Here is a 23834-nt window from a genome sequence, read left to right as displayed (position 1 = left end):
TACAGGGAACTTTTTTCGTATGGTTTGAATCATAAAATGAAAAAAGCCAACTTTCGTTGACTTTTCAAAGAATTAATTTTTGCCCAATTATTGAGCTAATTCATTAGAAACTTGCGTTTCTTGGTGTCCGTGGGAATGGAATAACATCACGCACATTGGACACGCCAGTCACATAAGCAACCAGACGCTCGAAGCCTAAACCAAAACCTGCATGAGGAACGGTGCCGTAACGACGCAGATCACGATACCACCAGTAATCTTCTTTATTCAGATCCATTTCTTCCATGCGCTGATCCAGCATATCCAAACGCTCTTCACGCTGAGAGCCACCGATGATTTCACCGATGCCCGGAGCCAGAACGTCCATGGCTGCAACGGTTTTGCCATCTTCATTCATACGCATGTAGAAGGCTTTGATGTCTTTTGGATAGTTTTTCATGATCACTGGCGCTTCGAAATGTTTTTCCGCCAGATAACGTTCATGTTCTGATGACAGATCAACGCCCCAGAAAACAGGGTTCTCGAATTTCTGGCCACAATTCTCCAGAATTTCAATGGCATCGGTGTAATCCAATTGAATGAAATCGGAATCAACAAATTTCTCTAAACGGCTGACAACTTCATTGTCAACACGTTCTGCAAAGAATGCTAAATCGTCAGCACGCTCTTCCAATGCTGCCTTGAAGACATATTTCAGCATCTCTTCGGCAAGGCTGGCGATATCGTTCAGATCGGCAAAAGCCACTTCTGGCTCAAGCATCCAGAACTCTGCCAAGTGACGGCTGGTATTGGAGTTTTCAGCACGGAAAGTCGGGCCAAAAGTGTAGATTTTGCTCAATGCACAGGCGTAAGCTTCACCGTTCAACTGACCCGATACGGTCAGGAAGGCTTCACGTCCGAAGAAATCTTTGCTGAAATCCACGTCGCCTTTATCGGTACGTGGCAGGTTTTGTAGATCCAATGTAGAAACGCGGAACATCTCGCCAGCGCCTTCGGTATCTGATGCGGTAATCAGCGGGGAAGATACCCAGAAGAAGCCTTTCTCATGGAAAAAACGGTGCAGGGCTTGTGACAGTGTATGACGAACGCGAGCAACCGCACCAATCAGGTTCGTGCGTGGACGCAAGTGTGCGACTTCACGCAGATATTCGATACTGTGGCGTTTGGCTGCCATCGGGTAAGTATCAGGATCGTCTATCATGCCAACTACAACCACGTTGGTGGCTTGTAGTTCAAAGTTTTGGCCTTTGCCTTGTGATGCCACGACTGTACCGGTGATTTCCACAGAACAGCCAGTGGTTAAATACAGAACTTCATCCTGATAATTAGGTAAATTACTATTAACGACGGCCTGTACTGGATTAAAGCAGGAACCGTCATAGACGGCGAGGAACGAGATACCAGCTTTAGAATCTCTCCTTGTACGTACCCAACCGCGGACGGTGACTTCGCTGTCAACCGGGACGCGGCCTTGCAGTACATCGACTACAGGCGCAACGCTCATAAATTTCTCTCTTCTTTATATAGTGAATTAGATAGTTAGATAGATTTACTGTAAATGCCCCACATCAGGAGCAGATCTTCTATCTTACTTGCCATCTCTCAGGAAACAAGCAGAAATTGTGAGTTTGAATGGGGAAAAACAGGGAAAAGCGGCTTTTTACTTGCGTAACCAGCATGAAGTTGGTTACGCAAGGGACAATTAGCGAAGATTATACTGCTTTTTCTATGTAGGGAATGTCAAACGCTCGACGTAACCTATCGACAAATTCATCATCTTCACAGATGGTTTTTCCGGGGCTGTCCGAAAGTTTTGCCACTGGTTTGCCGTTGCATTCCACAAGTTTGATAACGATATTCAGTGGTTTTACCCCCGGAATATTGCAGGTCAGTCGAGTACCAATGCCAAACATGACGTTGATTCTCTTGTGGAAACGGCTATACAGGTTCAAAGATTTCTGCAAGTCCAGACTATCCGAAAATACCAGTGTTTTCGTCATTGGGTCGATATCCAGTGATTGGTAGTGAGCAATCGCTTTTTCACCCCATTCGATAGGATCACCGGAGTCATGGCGCAGGCCTTGGTAGGCGGTAGCAAAGGGTTTGTCAAAATCGCGCAGGAAGGCATCCATAGTAATGCAATCAGTCAGGGCAATGCCCAGCTGAGCTGGATACTCATTCAGCCAAGTTTGCAATGCTGCTCGCTGGCTGTTGGCAAGCTCTGGGCTAATCTGCTGATGAGCTTGAAACCATTCATGAGCCTGTGTACCAAGAGGAGCCAGACTAAGCTGTTCTGCCAGTTGGTAATTACTGGTTCCGATCAGATAAGGGAAATTGTTTTTCAGCTCATTGACGATGGCATACTGTACTTCGTGTGAAAAACGACGGCGGGTACCAAAGTCCATCAGTTTGAAACCAGACAAATCGATATTTTCTTTCGCCGCGTCTTGATGGAATAGCTCAATCAGTTTTCTGAGTTGGCTGACGGCCACTTCCGGTTTTATTTCCGGAGAACGGTGGCGATGAACCAGTTCGCTAATCAGTGCCAATAAAGGGACTTCCCACAGAATAACCTCATGCCATAAGCCTGAGATACGGATAGCCAGTTGACCTTCATTGGTAACCGATATTTTGACTTGTTCAGGATTAAAACGGAATGATTTGAACCAGTTCAGGTAATCCTCTTTAAAGAACGGAAGGCTGGCAAGATAATTGGCTTCACGTTCTGTCAGTGTTAGATCAGCCATCATGTCAATCTGATGGCGTAACGTCTCGGCATATTCGCCGAGCAGTTCATCACCACGGCAGCGAAATTCCGCAACGACAATAATATGCCTGTAATGGTGGTACACTGCTTGCTGCATATGAAATTTATAGGCATCAGTATCAAGCAGTGATTTGATGATTGGGGTAGCGTCTAAATTCATGGCGCGTTAGGCATCCTCGCGGAGCATATTCGTGTCTGCTAAATCGATAAAGTCGGAAGAGTATACCGCGATTATTCTGTTATTAAAGCCACATAACCGCATATATTTTTCCGGACAGTAACGATTAAGGTTAATCCATTTGCAGATAATATCATGTTACATGAGATATGAGATGACAATTCGCACGAAAGCATTAATATCCTGCTTACATCATTTTCACCTTTATTTACTAATTGATTAACATCCGAAAAAAGAGGTTTCATGATTGAAAGGATGGGATCTCTATGGCAGCGTTAGAGATTAGAAAGTTTCTATGGAAACGAAGTATGCTAGGCATCTTATAACTGAAGTTATACAGATGTTATCAAATATGTCGATTAAAAGTAATGAAAAAGGTTCCCTATGACACAACAGCGACTCGTTAAACATCGTCTGGATTATCAAGCACCAGATTACACGATTACGGACATTGAACTCGATTTTGATCTGCATGCCGATAAAACAACTGTGACGGCAATCAGTCAAGTAAAACGCCTGAATCATGATACCACTCCATTGATTTTGGATGGAGAAAATCTCACGCTGAAAAGCATTCATATTGACGGTAAAGCGTGGGAACATTATCACGAGCGGGATGGCAGATTATCCATTGAACAGTTGCCAGCCCAGTTCACCCTGACGATAGTGAATGAAATTCATCCATCGGCAAACACGGCGCTTGAAGGGCTGTATATATCTGGCGATGCTCTATGTACTCAGTGTGAGGCAGAAGGTTTCCGCAATATTACTTATTATCTGGATCGTCCGGATGTTCTGGCTCGTTTTACTACCCGCATTGCAGCAGATAGATCCAAATATCCATATCTGTTGTCTAATGGTAACCGGATTGAACAGGGAGAACTGAGTGATGGCCGCCACTGGGTGAAGTGGCAAGATCCATTCCCAAAACCAGCCTATCTGTTTGCCTTGGTTGCGGGAGATTTCGATGTTCTGCGTGATACTTTTGTTACCCGCAGTGGCCGCGAAGTCGCATTGGAGTTGTTTGTTGACCGTGGCAATTTAGATCGCGCCGATTGGGCCATGACATCGCTGAAAAATTCGATGAAGTGGGATGAAACTCGCTTTGGTTTAGAATATGACCTTGATATTTTCATGATCGTAGCCGTTGATTTCTTCAATATGGGCGCGATGGAAAACAAAGGACTGAACGTTTTTAACTCCAAGTATGTTCTGGCAAAAACCGAAACTGCGACAGACAAAGATTATCTTGGCATTGAAGCCGTGATTGGCCATGAATACTTCCATAACTGGACAGGAAATAGGATCACGTGTCGTGACTGGTTCCAGTTAAGCCTGAAAGAAGGGCTGACGGTATTCCGTGATCAAGAATTCAGTTCTGATCTGGGCTCACGGTCTTTCAACCGTATCAATAACGTGCGTGTCATGCGTGCTGCTCAATTTGCTGAAGATGCCAGCCCGATGGCTCACCCGATCCGTCCTGACCAAGTGATGGAAATGAATAATTTCTATACGCTGACCGTCTATGAAAAAGGCTCGGAAGTGATTCGGATGATTCATACGCTATTGGGAGAAGAACAATTTCAGGCGGGGATGCAGCTTTATGTACACCGCCATGATGGCAGTGCAGCAACTTGTGATGATTTTGTTCAGGCAATGGAAGATGCTTCAAACGTCGATTTGACGCTATTCCGCCGTTGGTACAGCCAGTCTGGGACACCGATACTGACCGTTCATGACGAGTATGATGCAGAAAAACAGCAGTATACCCTGCATGTCAGCCAGATGACACCGCCAACGCTCGACCAGAAAGAGAAACAGCCGCTGCATATCCCTCTTGACATTGAGCTTTATGATGAGCACGGCAGTGTGATCCCATTACGCCGTGATGGCCAGCCAATACATCATGTTTTGAATATCATCAATGCAGAACAGACGTTTGTGTTTGATGATGTGCCATCATTGCCTGTTCCTTCTTTATTACGTGAATTTTCTGCGCCAGTGAAATTGAATTACCCATACAGTGACACACAACTGGCATTTTTGATGAAACATGCGCGTAATGAATTCTCCCGCTGGGATGCGGCACAGTCACTGCTGGCTAATTATGTGAAACTGAATGTTGCCCGTTATCAACAATCCCAGCCATTGGAATTGCCAATACATGTGATTGATGCTTTCCGTGCGGTATTATTAAATCAAGATATTGATCCGGCATTGGCGGCACAAATCTTGACCCTGCCGTCTGAAAATGAAATGGCAGAATTGTTCACGGTGATTGATCCGAAAGCTATTCATGATGTACTTCATGCAATAACACGTGGATTAGCCAACGAAATGGCGGATGAATTCACTGCGGTTTACCACAGTACTCACACAGGTGCATACCGAGTTGATCATCAAGATATTGCGAAACGGGCGTTACGTAATACCTGTCTCTATTATCTGGCTTTCATTGATGACAAGGAACAGGTGGATGAATTAGTGGCGGCACAATATTATCAAGCTGATAATATGACCGACACTGTCGCAGCGCTGTCTGCCGCTATGTCTGCTGAGTTGCCTTGTAGTTACCAATTGATGGATGAGTTTGAGCAGCGCTGGCATCAGGATGGTCTGGTCATGGATAAATGGTTTGCCCTACAGGCAACTAATCCTGCTTTCGATGCACTTGATAAAGTACGTAGCTTGATGAACAACCGTTCTTTCAGTTTGAGTAATCCAAACCGGGTTTATTCGTTGCTGAGAACGTTTTTCGCTAATAACCTTGTGGCCTTTCATGCTGAAGATGGCCGCGGTTATCAATTCCTGCAAGAAATTCTGACTGAATTGAACAGCCGGAACCCGCAAGTTGCGTCACGTTTGATAGAACCGTTGATTCGTTGGAGACGTTACGATGAGGCTCGCCAGTCTTTGATGCGTGCTACTCTGGAGCAATTGAAAGTGTTAGAAAACTTATCTGGTGATTTGTTTGAAAAAATCACCAAGGCGCTTGAGAGCTGAGTTGTCGTTTTTCCTCCGGCGTTGGCCGGAGGATATTTACCAGCAACAAATTGAAAAATATCTTCCCGCACATTTACATTTTGACAGGATCTCTTTAAGATGCTCGGCGCTTATTTCACCGTCGCCCCGACCTGTCATTACGCCCGCAGGAGATTGCATGTATTATTCGCTACTACGGAAGGCATTGTTCCAGCTTGATCCCGAACAGGCACACGAGCTTACTTTTCGCCAGCTCAAACTTGTTACCGGTACTCCTTTCGAATTTCTTATCCGCCAGTCAGTTGCCACTAAACCCGTCACTTGTATGGGCTTATCTTTCAAAAATCCTCTTGGTTTGGCCGCAGGCCTTGATAAAAACGGTGATTGCATTGACGCATTTGGTGCAATGGGTTTTGGTTTTGTGGAAATCGGAACGGTAACACCGCGTCCACAGGTTGGAAATGACAAACCAAGATTGTTCCGCGTTATTGAAGCGGAAGGCATCATCAATCGAATGGGTTTTAATAACCTTGGTGTTGATAATTTAGTTGAGAATGTCAAACGGGCAAAATACGATGGGATTATTGGGATCAATATTGGCAAAAATAAAGATACCCCAGTAGAGAATGGCAAAGACGATTATTTAATTTGTATGGATAAAATTTATCCTCACGCAGGTTATATTACGATTAACATTTCGTCCCCCAATACTCCAGGTTTGCGAACGTTACAGTATGGTGAAGCGTTGGATGATCTTTTATCTGCGATTAAAAATAAGCAGAGTGAACTTCAACAGAAATTCCAAAAATATGTTCCGATTGCTGTGAAAATTGCACCAGATCTGACAGAAGAAGAATTAATACAAGTTGCAGACAGTTTAATGCGCCATCGCATTGATGGCGTTATTGCTACTAATACCACATTGGACAGAAAGCTCATTGAAGGGTTGAATCATTGCCAGCAGGCTGGTGGATTAAGTGGTCGTCCTGTGCAACTTCGCAGTACAGAAATAATTCGATGCCTTTCTCAAGAATTAAAAGGTAAAATACCTATTATTGGTGTTGGGGGAATTGATTCCCTGATTGCGGCCAGAGAAAAAATGGAAGCAGGGTCTTCTTTGGTTCAGATATTCTCTGGTTTTATCTATAAAGGGCCAAAATTAATCAAAGATATTGTTAATCATATCTGAATATTTGCCGCAATTCGGAGTTGGGGGTTTATTTCTACTCTCAACTCGTCTATATTTTGTCTGACAGATTAAAATTTTTATCATTTTTTCTGGTTTTCCACTATGGTAGTGTTATTTATTTTGAACCAAACAAGCTATTTTGAGCATAAAAGGGTAATCAATGAAAATTAGACCTGATGATCAGTGGCGCTGGTACTTTGATTCCGAGCACAGCCGTGTCATGCTCGATCTCGCTAATGGCATGGTTTTCCGTTCCCGTTTTCTTGCCAAAATGCTGACTGATTATGCCATCACGATGGAAGAAATGCCTTTTTCTGTCGATGATGCAGCACTTTATTATGCTTTCGAAGAACATTTCCGTTGTATTAATATTGCATCAGAACTCCGGGCTGAATTAGCTCTGAATGGCGTAGTTGCATTTCGTTTTATGAAACCACAAATGCCAAAAAGCTGGTATTTCTCCAGTTTCTCTGTAATGACAAAACCGGAACAGGGGGAAATTGTTCAAGTTCGTTTACAGGATTGTGGTACTGAAGTGCTATTCATGGTGGCAGAAGTCGGTGATAGCGCCAGTTTGTGTTTATTAGCACAACAAAAATTAGAACTCAGTGATCGAGTAATGAATTTTTGTGATCCCATTAAGATAATGAATGACCGTTTAATGCCTTATGTTGAACCGACTCGGGAAACGATATATGGCAGAGTGATTTAATATATTAAGCCATTTTGTTAATATCACTTGTCATTTATCACCACTCAACAGTAACATTCAGAACATTTTTTGTCTAAATTGAGTCTTTGATCTCAAAATATTTTTCCTGTCTTAAATTTTTCAATGATAGTCCACGTTGGAACGATCAGTATAGCTGAATGCCAGTACTACTGGATATAAAAAATCAGGCAGATGTTTTTATCCATACAACCTGATTATCTATGTAAATAATATATATTATTTGTATTTAGTTTAATTCAATAACCAAATCATTTTGGGGAATACAGCTACACGCCAGAATTTTCCCATTATCTCTAATAGCGGTCGATTTTAATGGTGACACATTACCTTCGATCAGCGATATTTTACAGGAACCACAAATTCCCGCGCGGCATGAATAGGGGATTTTAATACCTTGTTTTTCCAACTGCTCTAAAATAATTTGCTGATTATTTCCAGTAAAACGCTGACCGTTGAATTCAATTGAAATAGCTTGTTCAGCAGCTTTCTGTATATTCAAATCCTTTGCTTGCTCACCGTTGCCATATTCACGAGGTATTTTCTTTTCTAAAATAGTGACGTTATCACCTACGCGAATAATCCCACTATTGCGGGCAATGGCATTTTGCCCAAAATCAACTGCGCCATTCTCTTTAGCAGTTCTGAATGATTGTAATGTGGCCAGTGGTTCGCTTTTCGGATTCTTACGGCCTTTTTCAGTGCTTATTGTAGTTAAAATACAGCGGCTACATGGTTTTGGCAGGTCAAAGATAATATTACCGATCTGGATGGTTTGCCAGCTATCTTCTTCGAAAGGTGCTGCGCCTGTAACGACAATATTGGCACGGAATTGTTCTATTTTGATACTGGCGGGACAACGTTGCTGCAACGCATGAAAAGAAGCTTCATTTATAATTAAGTAGGGAAAACCATCAGCAAATGACAGTGAGATATCAGGGAATTGCTTCACTCGGCGGGTTAACTCTTCACTGAGCCAGCGGAGTTGCACAGGTGTATCAAAAAAGCTACTCAGCCAGATATTCACCTCGTCGGGAGCGACCAACGCAGTAAAATGGTTGTTCCAAACCTCAGTAGGATGGCGCTCTTCTTTAAAATCGCTGTAGAGTACTGTGGCACTTTCCCCATTAGGCGCTCGTAAGTAAATGCCGTTATTGAGCATGAAAGGGGTAAATAACACTAATTGGGGATACTGGCGAGCGGTCATGAAAATGCCGTCTGTTGTAGTAATCATAAAATTGCGATCAAACATCAAGCCACTTTCACCGGTAAGAGAGTGTGAGAGCTGCAACCCACGCATTGATTTCACTGGGTAAGTATAGAGACGTGACAGAGTTATCATCCAGTATCTCCAAAAATATTTTTTATTTTTTGATAAGGTGTGCAACTTTATGACATGTGGCTGGTATTAGCTATAATGTGCAGCAATTTTTTTGGTGGTGGACTTTCTGTGGTGAAAAATAACATGAACTCTCTCTTTGCCAGCACGGCACGTGGGCTGGAAGAATTATTAAAAAATGAATTGGAAATGCTGGGAGCACAATCCTGCAAGATTGCCCAAGGTGGAGTTCATTTTCAAGGTGATGATCGGGTGATGTATAAAAGCTTGCTCTGGAGCAGGCTGGCATCACGTATCCTGATGCCGCTTAACGAATTCAATGTTTATAGCGATTTGGATCTCTATCTTGGGGTTCAATCTGTTGACTGGAGCGAAATTTTTTCAGTCGATAGCACATTTTCCGTGCATTTCAGTGGCACGAATGAGGAAATCAGAAACACACAATATGGCGCCCTGAGAGTGAAAGACGCCATTGTTGATAGCTTTGTACGTAAAATAAAGCAACGTCCTGATGTTGCCAAACAACAGCCGGATATTCGCATTGATGTTTTTTTGAATAAGGAAAAAGCAACCCTGTCGCTTGATCTGAGTGGAGAAGGGTTGCATATCCGTGGCTACCGTGATTTGGCTGGCCAAGCTCCGCTGAAAGAAACACTTGCAGCGGCGGTTGTTTTGCGCTCTGGCTGGAAAGCGGAAACGCCGCTGATTGATCCGATGTGTGGTTCAGGAACATTGTTGATAGAAGCGGCAATGATGGCTGCCGATGGCGCTCCGGGTTTGCACCGTCAGCATTGGGGGTTTACATCATGGCTGAAATTTGACCAAGAAATCTGGCGTGAAATGATGGCTGAAGCGCAGGTACGTTTCCGTAAAGGGCTACAGGAAACGACTTCTCGCTTTTTTGGTTCGGATATTGATCGTCGGGTCATGGATATGGCTCGCTCAAATGCCCGCAGAGCAGGCGTTGCCCAATTAATCCAGTTTCAACAAGGGGATGCGAGTAAGCTGGAAAACCCATTGACGGAGGGCGTTGTGGGAACAATACTGAGCAACCCGCCTTATGGTGAACGTCTTGAAAGTGAGCCGGCACTGGTTGCCTTGTACAGCATATTTGGACGAATAATGAAAAGCCGCTTCCCAGGCTGGCGTCTCTCATTATTCAGTGCTTCGCCAGAGTTGTTGAGTTGCTTGCAATTACGCGCTGAACGAGAGTTTAAGGCTAAAAATGGCCCGCTGGATTGTGTCCAGAAGAATTATCAACTTTCGGACAAACCGCAATCACTGGATGCCGGTATTGCAGATGATTATGCTAACCGTTTGCGCAAAAATGAGAAGAAACTCAGTAAGTGGGCGAAGCAGCAGGGTATTGACTGTTATCGTTTATATGATGCGGATTTACCCGAATACAACGTTGCGGTTGATCGTTATGCGGACAAAGTCGTCGTTCAGGAATATTCGCCACCTAAAACCGTAGATGCCAACAAAGCCCGTCAACGCTTGTTCGATGTAATAAGTGCAACCATGAATGTGCTGGAATTGTCATCTAACCAACTGATCCTGAAAACGCGTCAGCGTCAGACAGGCAAAAATCAATATGAAAAAATGGCCGAAAAGAAAGAATTCTTTTTGGTGAACGAGTATGGCGCGAAATTCTGGGTCAACTTGACGGATTATCTGGATACCGGTCTGTTTCTTGATCATCGTATTGCCCGCAGAAAATTGGGTGAAATGAGCCAAGGGAAAGATTTCCTTAACCTGTTTGCCTATACCGGTTCAGCGACAGTGCATGCTGGATTAGGCGGTGCGAGGTCTACGACCACGGTGGATATGTCCCGCACTTATCTTGAATGGGCAGAGAAGAACCTACAGGCTAATGGCTTGTCCGGACGCCAGCATCGTTTGATTCAGGCTGATTGTTTGGGATGGCTGGCGCAAAGTCGCGAGCAATTCGATTTGATCTTTATCGATCCTCCGACATTTTCTAACTCTAAGCGAATGGAAGACTCATTCGATGTTCAGCGTGATCACATTACTCTGATGAAACAGCTTAAGTGTCTGCTTCGTCGTGGCGGAACCCTGATGTTCTCCAACAATAAGCGAGGTTTCAAAATGGATTTTGCTGAACTTGATAAATTAGGACTGGTTGCAGAAGAAATCACAGAGAAAACGGTATCTCAGGATTTTGCCCGTAACCGCCAGATTCATAACTGCTGGTTACTGCGTCACGCCGGCGAGGAAAAATAATATTATGTCATTGATTAATCTCTCCGGTGCCTGGTTATCATTCAGTGATGCGCCGCTGTTGGATGATACTGAACTGCATATAGAAGAAAACGAAAGAGTGTGTCTGGTTGGTCGCAATGGAGCAGGGAAATCAACCCTGCTGCGCGTACTGGCAAAAGAGCAGCCATTGGATGATGGTCAGGTTATTTATGAGCAGGATTTGATTGTTGCCCGTTTACAGCAGGACCCACCTCGTGATGTAGAAGGCACGGTATTTGATTTTGTGTCGGAAGGGGTAAAGGAACAGGCGGATTGCATCAAGGCATTTCACCATGCTTCCCGTCTGGTGGAAACTGATCCTAGCGACAAGAACCTCAATCGGCTAGCAGAATTGCAGGAAGTGCTGGATATTCAGGGACTTTGGTTACTGGATAGCCGGATCAGTGATGTCTTGAAACAACTTTCTCTGCCAGCAGAAGCAAAATTGTCCTCACTTTCCGGTGGCTGGCTGCGTAAGGCCGCATTGGGAAGGGCGCTAGTCAGCTCGCCTAAAGTTCTGTTCCTTGATGAACCAACAAACCACCTTGATATTGATACGATTGAGTGGTTGGAAAATTTTTTGAAAGACTTCAACGGAAGCCTTGTTTTTATTTCTCATGACCGCTCATTCATTCGCAGTATGGCAACGCGCATCATTGATTTAGATCGCGGAAAACTGACTTCGTGGCCAGGAAATTACGATAAATACCTTGAAAGCAAGGAAGAGGCATTGCGGGTTGAAGAATTACAAAATGCCGAATTTGATAAAAAGCTGGCTCAGGAAGAAGTTTGGATCCGTCAGGGCATTAAAGCACGACGTACCCGTAACGAAGGGCGGGTCAGGGCGTTGAAAGCGTTGCGCGTGGAGCGTTCCGATCGCCGTAATGTTATGGGTACGGCGAAAATGCAGGTCGAAGAAGCGACACGTTCCGGTAAAATCGTGTTTGAGCTGGAAAATGTGAATTACCAGATTGGTGATAAATCATTGGTCAAGAATTTCTCAGCGCAAGTTCAGCGTGGCGATAAAATTGCTTTGGTTGGGCCAAATGGTTGTGGAAAAACGACATTATTGAAACTGATGCTGGGAGATTTGCTGTCAGATAGTGGGCGCATTCATTGTGGGACAAAACTTGAAGTGGCCTACTTTGATCAGCATCGTGCCGCATTAGATCCGGACAGAACTGTCATGGATAACCTTGCAGAAGGCAAGCAGGAAGTGATGGTGAATGGACGCTCCCGTCACGTACTGGGTTATTTGCAGGACTTCCTTTTCCATCCTAAGCGAGCGATGACGCCTGTGCGGGCTCTCTCTGGCGGTGAACGTAACCGACTGTTGCTGGCGCGCCTGTTCCTGAAACCGAGCAACTTACTCATTCTTGATGAACCGACCAACGACCTTGACGTTGAAACGCTGGAATTACTCGAAGAATTGGTTGATGGCTATACAGGTACGGTAATTTTGGTTAGCCATGATCGTCAATTTGTTGACAATTCCGTGACTGAATGCTGGATTTTTGAAGGCAATGGCGAAATCAATAACTATGTAGGAGGTTATTACGATGCCCAACAACAACGGACGCAGACTATCTCTTTACACCAGTCTTCAGAGAAAAAAAATAGTATCGAGACGAAAGCAGTAAAGTCTAAAGAAACATCTAAACGAACAAGCAATAAGATAAGTTACCATTTACTGCGAGAGTTAGAACAACTACCATCATTATTAGAAACGTTAGAGGAAGAAATAGAACAATTGCAATCCCAGGTCGGTGATTCTGAATTCTTCAATCAACCACACGCAATCACACAAAATGTTCTGAATGAATTGGCAAATAAAGAGCAGAAGCTGGAAAAAGCTTTTGATCGCTGGCAGGAACTGGAAATGATAAAAAATGGATGATGACTGCTGCCTATTTCCAATAAATTTCAATTTGTAGTGTGGCGGTAAGTGAATAAATCCCCCAGACGCATAGATTACTATGTGGCTGGGGTGAGTGAACGCAGCAGCAATCTGAAAGATCAAGAAAATGGCCTTGTTGATTTTGCTACAGGAGAAACACTTTGTGTTCCAATAATCATCAGCATGACAAGCTGGTTTTGTGTCCTCAGTGTGACATGCTGGTGGCCGTGCCTAACTTGGAACAAGGGAACAAAGCGGCTTGCCCACGATGTGAAACTTTGCTGACAGCAAAGTGGAAAGAGCCACGTAATCAGCCAACAGGCTATGCAGCGAGTGCATTATTGATGCTGTTCCTCGCCAACCTCTTTCCGTTTGTCAGCATGAATATCGCGGGTATTGTTAGTGAAATATCGCTGCCTCAGATCCCGAAAGTGATGTTTAGCGAAGACTATTCAAGCATCGCGGTGTTTTTCCTGATTTTTGTTCAGCTCGTACCGGCATGTTGCATGGTCGCCATTATTCTCTTGTGTCAGAACATTAAAATGGCGCGTCGCTTGAAAATTGAGCTGGCGCGTATTCTGTTTCAGATGAAAACCTGGTGCATGGCAGAGATCTTCCTTGCAGGAGTGTTAGTTAGCTTTGTCAAGTTAATGGCTTATGGCGACATTGGTATTGGGTTGAGTTTCTTGCCTTATTGTCTGTTCTGCCTGTTTCAGGTCAGAGCATTTCAATGTCTTGACAGACACTGGTTTTGGAATGAAATAGAGCCAGCGCCTGAAGTGTGTATACCTTTACAGGCAGGTAAACCGGGTTTGGTGCAAGGTGTCAGGCTGTGTCTGTGTTGTACCGCCATCTTGCCAGCCCAGCAGCCGCAGTGTTCCCGCTGTCTTACTACGGGGCATGCCCGTCGTCGCTATAGCCTCCAATACACTATGGCACTATTGATAACATCCGCCATACTTTATATTCCAGCAAACCTGCTGCCGATTATGGTGACTCAGGCATTGAGTAGCCATATTAACTCCACCATTCTGGAAGGCATTATTCTACTTTGGAGCACAGGTTCTTATCCGGTTGCAATGGTTATTTTCATCGCCAGTATTATGGTGCCTATACTGAAAATGCTGGCTATCAGTTGGCTGTGCTGGGATGCGAAGAGTCAGAGCAGTCATGATTCTGAAACGATGCATTTTATCTATGAAATGGTCGAATTTGTCGGGCGCTGGTCCATGATTGATGTTTTCGTTATTGCGGTGCTATCAGCGCTGGTTCGCATGGGGCAGTTCATGAGCGTCTATCCTGCCACCGGAGCAGTCCTGTTTGCTCTGGTTGTTATTTTGACGATGTTTGCGTCAATAACATTTGATCCGCGCTTAACTTGGGACAAAGCCAATCATAAATTTGAGTTACAGAAAAATGAGGAGTCGTAAGGTGACGGATAAAGAAGAAGATCTGACTCAGGCCAGAATCAGTAAACTCAAGAGTTGGTCACCTGTATGGATTGTGCCAATTATCACTGTGCTTATTGGCGCCTGGATATTGTTTTATCATTTCAGTCATCAAGGGCCTGAAGTGACATTGATGACATCCAATGCGGAGGGCATTGAAGCAGGCAAAACCAAAATAAAAAGCCGTAGTGTTGATGTCGGTGTAGTTGAACGTGTGTCACTGAGTGATAACTTAGGCCAAGTTATCATCAAGGCTCGTCTGAATGATGGCATGGAACGGCTATTATACCAAGATACTGCATTTTGGGTCGTTAAACCTCAAATTGGCCGTGAAGGGATTTCTGGCTTGAGTACATTACTGTCCGGGGTATTTATTGAATTACAGCCAGGCAATCAAGGCGGTGAAGAGAATAAATTTTCATTACTGGACTCACCTCCGCTGGCGTCTCCTGATGCAAAAGGAATGCGTCTGGTTTTAATCAGTGAAAAAGCAGGGCAGCTAACTCCCGGTGATCCGGTGCTATTTCGGGGGTATCGGGTAGGTTCGGTTGAAACCAGTACCTTTGATCCCAAATCGCGGTTGATTCGCTACCAGATTTTCGTCAATGCACCCTATGATGGATTGTTGACCACGGGTGTCAGATTCTGGAAAGACAGCGGTGTTGCTTTCGACATGTCCTCACAGGGGTTACGGGTCGAGGTTGCATCATTATCCACTCTGTTTGGCGGCGGTGTCAGTTTTGATGTACCGAAAGGTTGGGATTTAGGCAACCCGGTTAAAGAAAAAGAAACTTTCAAACTTTATGACAGTGAGAAAAATATCCAAAATTCACTCTATACAAAGCATAAAGACTTGTTGTTGTTTTTCGCTGATTCAGTTCGTGGCTTGCAGCTGGGAGCGCCAGTCGAATTTCGTGGTATACGGGTGGGAACTGTGGCAAAAGTGTCTTTTTACACTGAAGGCGTTAGACAGCGACTTGATAATGACTTTCGTATTCCCGTATTGATTCATATTGAACCTGAGCGTTTTGAGAAAGAGATTGGTAGTGGTTTTTATACTGATAAGGAACTTGAGGAAATTATTGCGCGCGGCCTGAGAGCCTCTTTGAAGCCAGGAAACTTACTGACAGGGGCATTATTCATTGATTTGGACTTTTACCCCAATGAGGAAAAATGGATAGGTCCATATGAAATCGCAGGTTATGAAATTTTGCCAACAGTAAGTGGTGGGTTGGCTCAAATCCAGCAAAAAGTCATTATGGCACTGGATAAAATTAATAATATTCCGATTGAGCCCGTATTTGTTCAAGCTACCCGGACATTAGAAGAAAGCCAGAAAACCATCAAGGCAGCTCAAAAAACAATGGATGAATTAAATCGCATCCTTGCGAGTAAAGAAACTCAGGGGCTTCCCAAAGATATACAAAATACACTGCAAGAATTAAACCGCAGTATGCAGGGCATTCAACCCGGATCTCCGGCTTACAATAAGCTGATTGATAATATGCAACGGTTGGATCAAGTCTTGCGTGAATTACAACCTGTTTTGAAGACACTTAACAATAAAAGCAACGCATTGGTATTTGAAGCTGAAGAGATGAAAGATCCTGAACCCAAAAAGGCGCGTAACTAATGAAAAAGTTGATGTCAAGATTGGCGTTTTTTATTTCTGTCTGTGTTTTTGCTGTTAGTAGCGTATTTATTTCAGGGTGCAGCAGTAGTCAGCCACAAAAAACTTACTATCAGCTACCGGCTTTAACGAGTACATCACAGGAAAGTAGATCAGGTGTCAAAGATGAACGACAGTTATGGGTAAAAGGCGTAACTCTTGCTGATTACCTTGCATCACCGGGTATCGTTTATCAAACAGGGGACGTGATCTATGTCAATGCTTCGAATCACTTGTGGGCTAGCCCATTAGAACAGCAATTAAAGCAGGTTTTGATCACCGAACTAAGCGCGGCATTTCCTCAAAGACTGATTGCCGGACAACCGCTGGAGAAAAATGCGGATACTCTGGATATCACAATAACCGCTTTTCACGGACGGTATGACGGAAAGGTGATGATTCAAGGATATTGGATGTTATTTAATCAGGGAGGCGTGATTAAGCAGCCATTCAAGCTTGAGTTGGAACAGAAAATAGATGGTTATGCTGAATTAGTACGCACTTTGGCAACAGGTTATAGTCAGTTGGCTCAATCCATCGCTAGTCAGATAGCTACTTCCGTATAATTGGTACGGTGTATTTGACATTTCTATGAACATCTTTGCTTGATCTTCGCTGCATATAAGGGTATCACTTAGAACCATGTGGATGAAAAACGATCATTGTTTTATTTACATGGTAATAAGATGAGGAAGTAAGGCATGAAAAGACAGAAAAGAGACCGTTTGGCAAGAGCACTTTCCAGAGGTTATCAAGCTGGAATTCACGGACGGCCGCGGGAGAATTGCCCTTATCATTCATTGGATGCGCGTTCACATTGGTTGGGTGGCTGGCGTCAAGCGATGGAAGACCGTGCTTGACGATAAGTAAGTTTGGTTAATACTCGATTCATTAGGATAATCACCTCCGCCGCAGTAGCGGAGGTGATTAGCACTGGAAATAAGCGTTTGCAGCCAATACGAAATAGTCAAAAGGCACTGGTGTCCTTAAATAATCCTACCTTCAAATCTTTTGCGGTATAAATCAGTTTACCGTCTACCAAAACTTCACCATCAGCTAGCCCCATAATGAGCTTACGGTTAACAATTCGCTTAAAATTAATGCGATAGGTGACTTTTTTTGCCGTTGGTAACACTTGGCCTGTGAATTTAACTTCACCCACCCCAAGCGCACGGCCTTTACCTTCACCCCCGATCCAGCCAAGGAAGAAGCCAACGAGCTGCCACATAGCATCAAGGCCGAGGCAACCTGGCATAACGGGATCATTGACAAAATGGCAACGGAAGAACCACAGCTCAGGATTAATATCTAACTCAGCTTCGACATAGCCTTTATCGTAGGCACCTCCGGTTTCTGTCATTTTGATGATGCGATCCATCATCAGCATATTGTCAGCAGGTAGTGGCGGGCCATTTTCACCGAATAACTCTCCTTGTCCAGAGGTTTGAAGTTCTTCTTTTGTATAGGACTCTTGTTTGTTAAACATATTTTTGGATAGCCTTTTAATTATGTAAGGTCAGAGGATAGCGTACACTTGTACGCTGAACAACTCCGATCAGATAAAACTGAATTAACCTAACCAGCGAAGAAACCAAGGAAGTTTAGGCCGCTCTTGACTATTAGCCTGTGTAATGCGTTCGTATATAATGGCTAACAAGTGTTCTTTTTGTGGATCGTAATAGGGAATACCTGTCAGGAGTGATGCTGCTTCAGAGACATGCTCAACTGTCCAGATATGGAATTGCCCATTTTTTACCGCGTCGATAATGTCTTGATTCAGACACAGGTGTTGCACATTGGACGTAGGGATAATCACGCCTTGCTTACCTGTCAGCTCCCGGTAGTTACACAAACGGAAGAAACCTTCAATCTTTTCATTGACGCCACCAATGGATTGAACATAGCCAAATTGGTCTACAGCCCCTGTTACGGCAATTTGCTGATCAATAGGTTGTTGTGACAGAGCGCTGATTAATGCACACAATTCAGCCAGTGAGGCGCTGTCGCCATCAACTTCGCCATAAGATTGTTCAAACACAATAGAAGCAGAAAACGGTTGTGGCTGATCCAGTTTTAATTCAGAAATCAAGTACGCCTGCATGATCATCATGCCTTTTGCATGAATATTGCCGCCTAGCTCCACTTTACGTTCCACATCAATAAATTCACCGTCTCCTAAATGAGCAACGCAACTGATGCGGGAAGGTTCGCCCATCGGATCTGGATGCCCTGGATATTCGAGCACGGATAACCCATTGATTTGACCAATTACTGAGCCTTGTGTACGGATCAGTATCTGACCTTTCAGAATTTCGTCTATGCTACGTTCAGCCAAATAGCCATGACGCCAGAGACGATTATCTTCCGCTTGTTGCATCGAATGCGATGTGATTTGATTTTCCTGTTGGTAAGCGGCGGCTGTTTCCAGTTTTTGTTGTAACCACTGAATATCCAAAGGTAAGCTGAGTTGGTCTTCGGTATAACGAATGGCTTGTTTGAGCAGTACAGGCCATGCATCAGCGCTTAATGGAGGCAATGTTTGCTGCTGAATTATTCTGTTAACATAGCGGCACCATAGCGCTAGATCATCTTCTTCATGAAATGGCATATCCAACTCAAATTCGCCATACAGAGCATTGTTGGCCAATTCTGGCTCAAGAGCGTGTAGTTCCTCAATACTCAGGCGATCTCCCACCAGAACGAGCTGCAAATTCAACGGCATTGAAGGTACAGGCAGGGGCAGTGAGTGATTCTCATTGTGTGATAGCCAATCAAAACGGCGCTGGATAATCATCTGCTTAAGACGAACCCACATTAATGGCTGAGAAAGTAGGGTACGTAAAGGCAAAATCAGGACACCGCCATTGACCTGATGGATAAGGCCAGGTTGTAGCTGAAGTGCACCTTGATGGGTGTAGATGTTGCCGAATAATTGCTCCGGTTCAATCCATTCGCGATAAGCAACCCGTTCAGTTGGTGCAAAGGAGCCTTCACCAGAAGAACGCCAAGTAATGGTTTGGTGTTCTATCTGATAGTAACCACCGATTTTTGGACGACTTTCCGGCAGTAAAGCTGAGATAGTATCAGATAAATGAGACAGATAAATATCACTCTCATCCGCCTTTACTAACATAAAAGGCTGACGCAGATCGGCCTGACAAAAGAGGGTTAACCCATTGTGTAACCTGGATTGAATTGCATCCATAGTGACGGGTGCTAATTCAGCGACAGAATTGAAGAGTGCTTGATAAGGCGTACTGTTTAGCTGTAATGCCTGCCAGTCTAATTTTATATTCGTCAAAGTGATAGCTACATATAGTGAAAAGGGAAACGTTTATTATACAAGATTAGGCAATGAACCGACATGTCATAATCTTTGAAAGGTATGACATTTGAGTTAACTCATTAATTATCTATAAAATATTCTAATATACTGTGTTGCTGTGAGCAATTAAGGGAAATAATTGCTATGCTTAATTTAAGTTACGCTGTCACTGAGAGATAAAATGAAATATCAGCAATTGGAAAATCTGGAATGTGGCTGGAAATGGGCTTATTTAGCGAAAAAATATCGTGAAGGTGAGCTAATTACTAAATACATTGAAAAGAGCGCAGCGCAGGATGCGATCATTGAGTTGATGCAGTTAGAGCGTGAGCCAATTAAGGTACTGAAATGGATTTCGCGGCATATGAACCCAGATTTATCCAACCGGATGAAACAGACGATTCGGGCGCGGCGTAAACGTCATTTTAATGCGGAACATCAACATTCGCGAAAAAAATCCATCGATTTGGATTTCCGGGTTTGGCAGCGGCTTTCTGCTCTTTCCCGACGTCGTGGCAATACCTTATCAGAAACGATAGTGCAATTGCTGGAAGATGCAGAATATAGAGAAAAATATACCCATCAAATGTCGAGTCTAAAGCAGGATTTGGAAGCTATTTTGGGGAAATAAGAGCTATAGACAGAAACAATAAAACCCCATGTTAACATGGGGTTTTTAATTAAATATGGAGGGCAGTGTGACTATTACTGTGCCGCTTTTGGCTGAGTAACGATCTCTTTAGTACCCTGAATATTGATAACTACACGGCGGTCTGGAGCCAGACAGTCAATGAGTTTAGCGCGACCTTTGATGTTATCGCATGTAGAGCCAGTGACAGAACCTTCTTTACCACGGCCTTCTGCTTGGATGCTGGCTGCCGGGATGCCTTTAGCTACCAGATAATCAACAACGGATTCAGCACGTTTCTGGGACAATGGCAAGTTGTACTGCTGGCTACCGATACGATCAGTGTGGCCGATTACCAGAACTCTGCCTTGATTTGGGTCAATTTTGGCCAGTTGGGTGTAAAGGTTGTCCAGCTCTTGTTTACCTTCTGTTTTCAACGTTGATTTGTTGAAATTGAACAGAACGTCAGAGCGCAGAGTAAAGCTCTTGTTTTCAACAGTAGGCGCAGGCGTTGGAATAACCGGAGCAACAGGTACAACGACAGGAGCCACGTCATCTTGACCAAAACGATAAGAAACGCCAACGCTCAGCATACCGTTATCTGGACGGGCACCGACACTGCCTGCATCGCCGATGTTGTTGACCCACTGGTAATCCAGACGGGTTGCCAGATCTTTCGTCAGAGCGTATTCAACACCAATGGCAGCCAGTGGAGAAACACCTGTGTCGTTGTTTTTCAGTCTGCGCTGATCTTTATCACCTGCACCACCTAATGCGTTAGCATTATAAGTAGCGGAAGAGTCTGCGCGCCATACCATACCACCCAGGCGAGTATAGACATCCAGATTATCCATAACTGGGTAGCTCAGTTTGGCCGCCAGTTGAACGCCTTGAGCACGGAAAGCACCGTTGTTGACGCTGCCTTTATATGCCATGCGACCCAGCCAGTCATAACCCAATTCAAATCCTAGATATGGGTTTGCCTGATAACCAACATAGGCACCTGCACCCAGCTGGTTTTTGCGAGTAGGGCCGTTACCGATTTGGTTATCATATCCATTGCCGTAAAAATTCACGTCATGGTACTGAGACCAACCCAGCTTAGCACCGGTATACCAGGTGTTATCCTTTGGAGCTGCTTGAGCAACAGTTGCGAAAGCTGCCACTGCCACTGCTACTGCGATAGCTGTCTTTTTCATTTTACGCCTCGTTATCATCCAAATAGGCAATTGGCCTTAAAAGCCTTATTATTAGCCATTGGTTAAAATGTCTAGTTAAGTATTTGTACTTCTATCACTAGATGCGTCCTGAAAAATATAAGGGCGGCTAGTACAAATCTAAACTGAGTAAAGTCTACAACGAACTTAAAAACTTACAAGTACACTGTGACTCGTGGCACAAAATTTTTAGTTTCATCCATACAAATTATGAATGTTTTTGACGAACATTTACAATATTGACAGCATTAATATATTGATTTCCATTGAAAACAAGGATAGGTAGCAGTAGTAGCTTATTTTTTATAAAAGAAATTGGGATAAATCTCAATTCCAGTCAATGATAGTAAACAGAATAGATTTGTAACCTGTTTACTGGTGGTTTGAAATGATGAGCCGAGTTTTGTGGGCGCATAATAAATCCCAACGCCGTACCTTTCTGGGCGGCCAGTTGTAGCTTTTGCACGTCATACTCAGATAGCTCTGGTAGCCAGCCCAGAACTACACTGTAGTTGCCACTCGCCAGAGCCTTTTCCATGGCATCAATTGATGCAACAGGACGGATTTGATTTAATTGAACGACTTTATCTAAAGGTAAACCAGAACTCATCAGCCACTGACGACTCAATCTTTTATTGGGTGTAACCCAGAGTAACCAGCGATTTTCATGCCCGGATTGACGGAGTAAAGGAAGCAGAAGGTGATTGATAGCTGGCTGGTGCTCACAGTAGATCAGTTCACTGACCATTCCTTTTACTACTTGTGAATCAGATTGGGATGATTCGACAAAAGATAGCCGACTGGCAGTTTTGAGACTTGTCATTTTGTCTATTTTGAAAACCGGATAATTGTCTGTTTTTTGTTCTTTCTCCGTTCCGTTCACTGCCGTTTTCTTCTCAATCAGATATCCCCAAGATGATCGAATGCCCATAATGTTTCTCGTCACAATGAACTGTATATTTATACAGTATATCGCTATTTACTTAAAAGCAAGCCTATTTTTTTTCAAAGCGCTTCGCAAAAATTTACATAAAACCGTTTTTTTCTGACTTAACGATTGGCAGTTGGAAACAGATTGCGTATGGTTTTAATTACTTGTTCTTGTTATCTATTTTGTTAATAGCAACAGGGAAAGATATTAATTGAGATATAATTCATGGAGTGATAAAAATGTTTTTATCTGGGGCGCGTTTTGCTCAATTGAAACACGGCGTATCTTCATTGGGAAAACTTAAGAAAAAATCTCAATTTGGTGGGTTTGGGTTGTTACTTGATGGGGTTTTATTTGCCATTAGTTCAGATGGTGAACTTTATTTACGAGGAAATAGTCATGCTGAGGTATTATTTAAAGCCAGAGGCATGGAGAAATTTATTTTTTCAAAAAGGGGCATTCCTGTGACTTTACGATACTACCGGGTTAATGAGTCACTTTGGCAGGATCAAAAGCAGTTGTTTGAATATGTCAACTTAGCTTATCAATATACAATGGCAGAAATTATCGATAAGCAAAAAATGCCCCTTAGGTTAAAAGATCTCCCTAACTTGGGAATGACTTTAGAACGCCAACTATGGAAAGTCGGCATATCTAAAGTAGAAGAGTTGCATATGCTGGGAGCAAAAGCGGCTTACCTTAAATTACAGCAACACAGAAAACAGACGAATGTCAGCATATTGCTTGCGTTGGCTGGTGCGATAGAAGGTTGCCATGTTGCCGTATTACCAGAGAAAGTCCGTGATGATTTGCTGCTCTGGCATAAGGAATTAGACCCGCGTAATTCGGGTTATCATTCTTAACGAATTATAAAAAATAGGGGCATAGCCCCTATTCAGATATACCTTTTCGAGTTTGATGGCACGTTACAGCCGCAGAGCCAGATTTATTCTGGATTCAATTCCGTACAAAATAGTTTTATTTATTACCACTCCATTTTTATGTAAACATCTATTTCAGGGTTCATTTCCTTATAATTTATTTTCTGTCAAAGAGATAAAATTACTCGGATAAATTAATCAAGTTATCAATTATCTGTAACGAAAATAATTCAAACCAGTAAGGAAGTTAATAATAGAAATATATCATTTATTATACCAGTAAAATACTATAATAATGAGTTAAGTTATAATGTGTTATTTTTAAATAATAGTTATTGTTTCGTTTTGTTATTTTAAAATAATTAAAAAACGCACCTATATTAAATAAAAA

At 43.3% G+C, this 23834-nt stretch carries 18 protein-coding genes; 11 read left to right on the top strand and 7 right to left on the bottom strand.

Annotated elements, in window-relative coordinates; genetic code table 11:
• Positions 1–103: 103 nt before the first annotated feature.
• Both asnS and pncB read right to left on the bottom strand, forming a co-directional pair.
• A complete protein-coding gene (asnS, locus tag XBJ1_RS03410) occupies positions 104–1504 on the bottom strand; it encodes an asparagine--tRNA ligase (RefSeq protein WP_012987367.1) in 1401 nt (466 codons plus the stop codon).
• A 208-nt stretch (positions 1505–1712) separates the two neighbouring features.
• Positions 1713–2927, bottom strand: a complete 1215-nt coding sequence (gene pncB / locus XBJ1_RS03405; protein ID WP_012987366.1) for a nicotinate phosphoribosyltransferase — start codon at positions 2925–2927, stop codon at positions 1713–1715.
• A 402-nt stretch (positions 2928–3329) separates the two neighbouring features.
• Between pncB and pepN the strand changes: the two genes are divergently transcribed.
• The 3 genes from pepN to XBJ1_RS03390 all read left to right on the top strand — a co-directional run bounded on the left by pepN (position 3330) and on the right by XBJ1_RS03390 (position 7828).
• A complete protein-coding gene (pepN, locus tag XBJ1_RS03400; RefSeq protein WP_012987365.1) occupies positions 3330–5948 on the top strand; it encodes an aminopeptidase N in 2619 nt (872 codons plus the stop codon).
• 157 nt (positions 5949–6105) lie between these two features.
• Positions 6106–7116, top strand: coding sequence for a quinone-dependent dihydroorotate dehydrogenase (pyrD, locus tag XBJ1_RS03395; protein WP_012987364.1), 1011 nt, complete (start codon positions 6106–6108; stop codon positions 7114–7116).
• A gap of 160 nt (positions 7117–7276) precedes the next feature.
• The gene (locus XBJ1_RS03390; RefSeq protein ID WP_012987363.1) at positions 7277–7828 is read left to right on the top strand and encodes a cell division protein ZapC; all 552 of its coding nucleotides are present in this window, start codon (positions 7277–7279) and stop codon (positions 7826–7828) included.
• Between the two features lie 247 nt (positions 7829–8075).
• Here the strand turns inward: XBJ1_RS03390 and XBJ1_RS03385 are convergent, their stop codons facing one another.
• Positions 8076–9188 carry a YcbX family protein gene (locus XBJ1_RS03385; RefSeq protein WP_012987362.1) on the bottom strand — a complete coding sequence of 371 codons (1113 nt, stop codon included), beginning with the start codon at positions 9186–9188 and terminating at the stop codon, positions 8076–8078.
• 123 nt (positions 9189–9311) lie between these two features.
• On the opposite strand from XBJ1_RS03385, the gene rlmKL reads away from it, so the two are divergent.
• The 6 genes from rlmKL to rmf all read left to right on the top strand — a co-directional run bounded on the left by rlmKL (position 9312) and on the right by rmf (position 17321).
• Positions 9312–11429 carry a bifunctional 23S rRNA (guanine(2069)-N(7))-methyltransferase RlmK/23S rRNA (guanine(2445)-N(2))-methyltransferase RlmL gene (rlmKL, locus tag XBJ1_RS03380; RefSeq protein WP_012987361.1) on the top strand — a complete coding sequence of 706 codons (2118 nt, stop codon included), beginning with the start codon at positions 9312–9314 and terminating at the stop codon, positions 11427–11429.
• A gap of 4 nt (positions 11430–11433) precedes the next feature.
• Positions 11434–13344, top strand: coding sequence for an ABC transporter ATP-binding protein (locus XBJ1_RS03375; RefSeq protein ID WP_012987360.1), 1911 nt, complete (start codon positions 11434–11436; stop codon positions 13342–13344).
• Between the two features lie 161 nt (positions 13345–13505).
• Positions 13506–14774 (top strand): membrane integrity-associated transporter subunit PqiA, encoded by a 1269-nt coding sequence (gene pqiA / locus XBJ1_RS03370; protein WP_012987359.1) that lies wholly within the window; start codon positions 13506–13508, stop codon positions 14772–14774.
• On the top strand, positions 14761–16425 hold the full coding sequence (gene pqiB, locus XBJ1_RS03365) for an intermembrane transport protein PqiB (RefSeq protein ID WP_173346395.1): 1665 nt from the start codon (positions 14761–14763) through the stop codon (positions 16423–16425). Before pqiA ends, pqiB begins: the two co-directional genes overlap by 14 nt.
• The gene (gene pqiC / locus XBJ1_RS03360; RefSeq protein ID WP_012987357.1) at positions 16425–17027 is read left to right on the top strand and encodes a membrane integrity-associated transporter subunit PqiC; all 603 of its coding nucleotides are present in this window, start codon (positions 16425–16427) and stop codon (positions 17025–17027) included. Before pqiB ends, pqiC begins: the two co-directional genes overlap by 1 nt.
• A gap of 135 nt (positions 17028–17162) precedes the next feature.
• A complete protein-coding gene (rmf, locus tag XBJ1_RS03355) occupies positions 17163–17321 on the top strand; it encodes a ribosome modulation factor (RefSeq protein ID WP_012987356.1) in 159 nt (52 codons plus the stop codon).
• Between the two features lie 107 nt (positions 17322–17428).
• On the opposite strand, the gene fabA is transcribed toward rmf, so the two are convergent.
• A complete protein-coding gene (gene fabA, locus XBJ1_RS03350; protein WP_012987355.1) occupies positions 17429–17947 on the bottom strand; it encodes a bifunctional 3-hydroxydecanoyl-ACP dehydratase/trans-2-decenoyl-ACP isomerase in 519 nt (172 codons plus the stop codon).
• A gap of 84 nt (positions 17948–18031) precedes the next feature.
• Positions 18032–19762 (bottom strand): AAA family ATPase, encoded by a 1731-nt coding sequence (locus XBJ1_RS03345; RefSeq protein WP_012987354.1) that lies wholly within the window; start codon positions 19760–19762, stop codon positions 18032–18034.
• A gap of 205 nt (positions 19763–19967) precedes the next feature.
• Between XBJ1_RS03345 and matP the strand changes: the two genes are divergently transcribed.
• Positions 19968–20417: a macrodomain Ter protein MatP gene (gene matP / locus XBJ1_RS03340; protein WP_012987353.1), complete on the top strand. Its 450-nt coding sequence runs from the start codon at positions 19968–19970 to the stop codon at positions 20415–20417.
• Positions 20418–20491: 74 nt separating this feature from the next.
• On the opposite strand, the gene ompA is transcribed toward matP, so the two are convergent.
• Both ompA and sulA read right to left on the bottom strand, forming a co-directional pair.
• On the bottom strand, positions 20492–21613 hold the full coding sequence (gene ompA, locus XBJ1_RS03335; RefSeq protein WP_012987352.1) for a porin OmpA: 1122 nt from the start codon (positions 21611–21613) through the stop codon (positions 20492–20494).
• 355 nt (positions 21614–21968) lie between these two features.
• A complete protein-coding gene (gene sulA / locus XBJ1_RS03330; RefSeq protein ID WP_430515362.1) occupies positions 21969–22577 on the bottom strand; it encodes an SOS-induced cell division inhibitor SulA in 609 nt (202 codons plus the stop codon).
• Between the two features lie 224 nt (positions 22578–22801).
• Between sulA and XBJ1_RS03325 the strand changes: the two genes are divergently transcribed.
• Entirely contained in the window at positions 22802–23425 is a 624-nt protein-coding gene (locus tag XBJ1_RS03325; protein WP_012987350.1) for a TfoX/Sxy family DNA transformation protein, read from the top strand.
• Positions 23426–23834: the final 409 nt, after the last annotated feature.

It is taken from the genome of Xenorhabdus bovienii SS-2004 (genome assembly GCF_000027225.1).
In the GTDB taxonomy this organism is placed as follows: domain Bacteria; phylum Pseudomonadota; class Gammaproteobacteria; order Enterobacterales; family Enterobacteriaceae; genus Xenorhabdus; species Xenorhabdus bovienii_C.
Note: the sequence above shows the minus strand (reverse complement) of the source record. Positions and strands in the feature narration are given on the sequence as shown.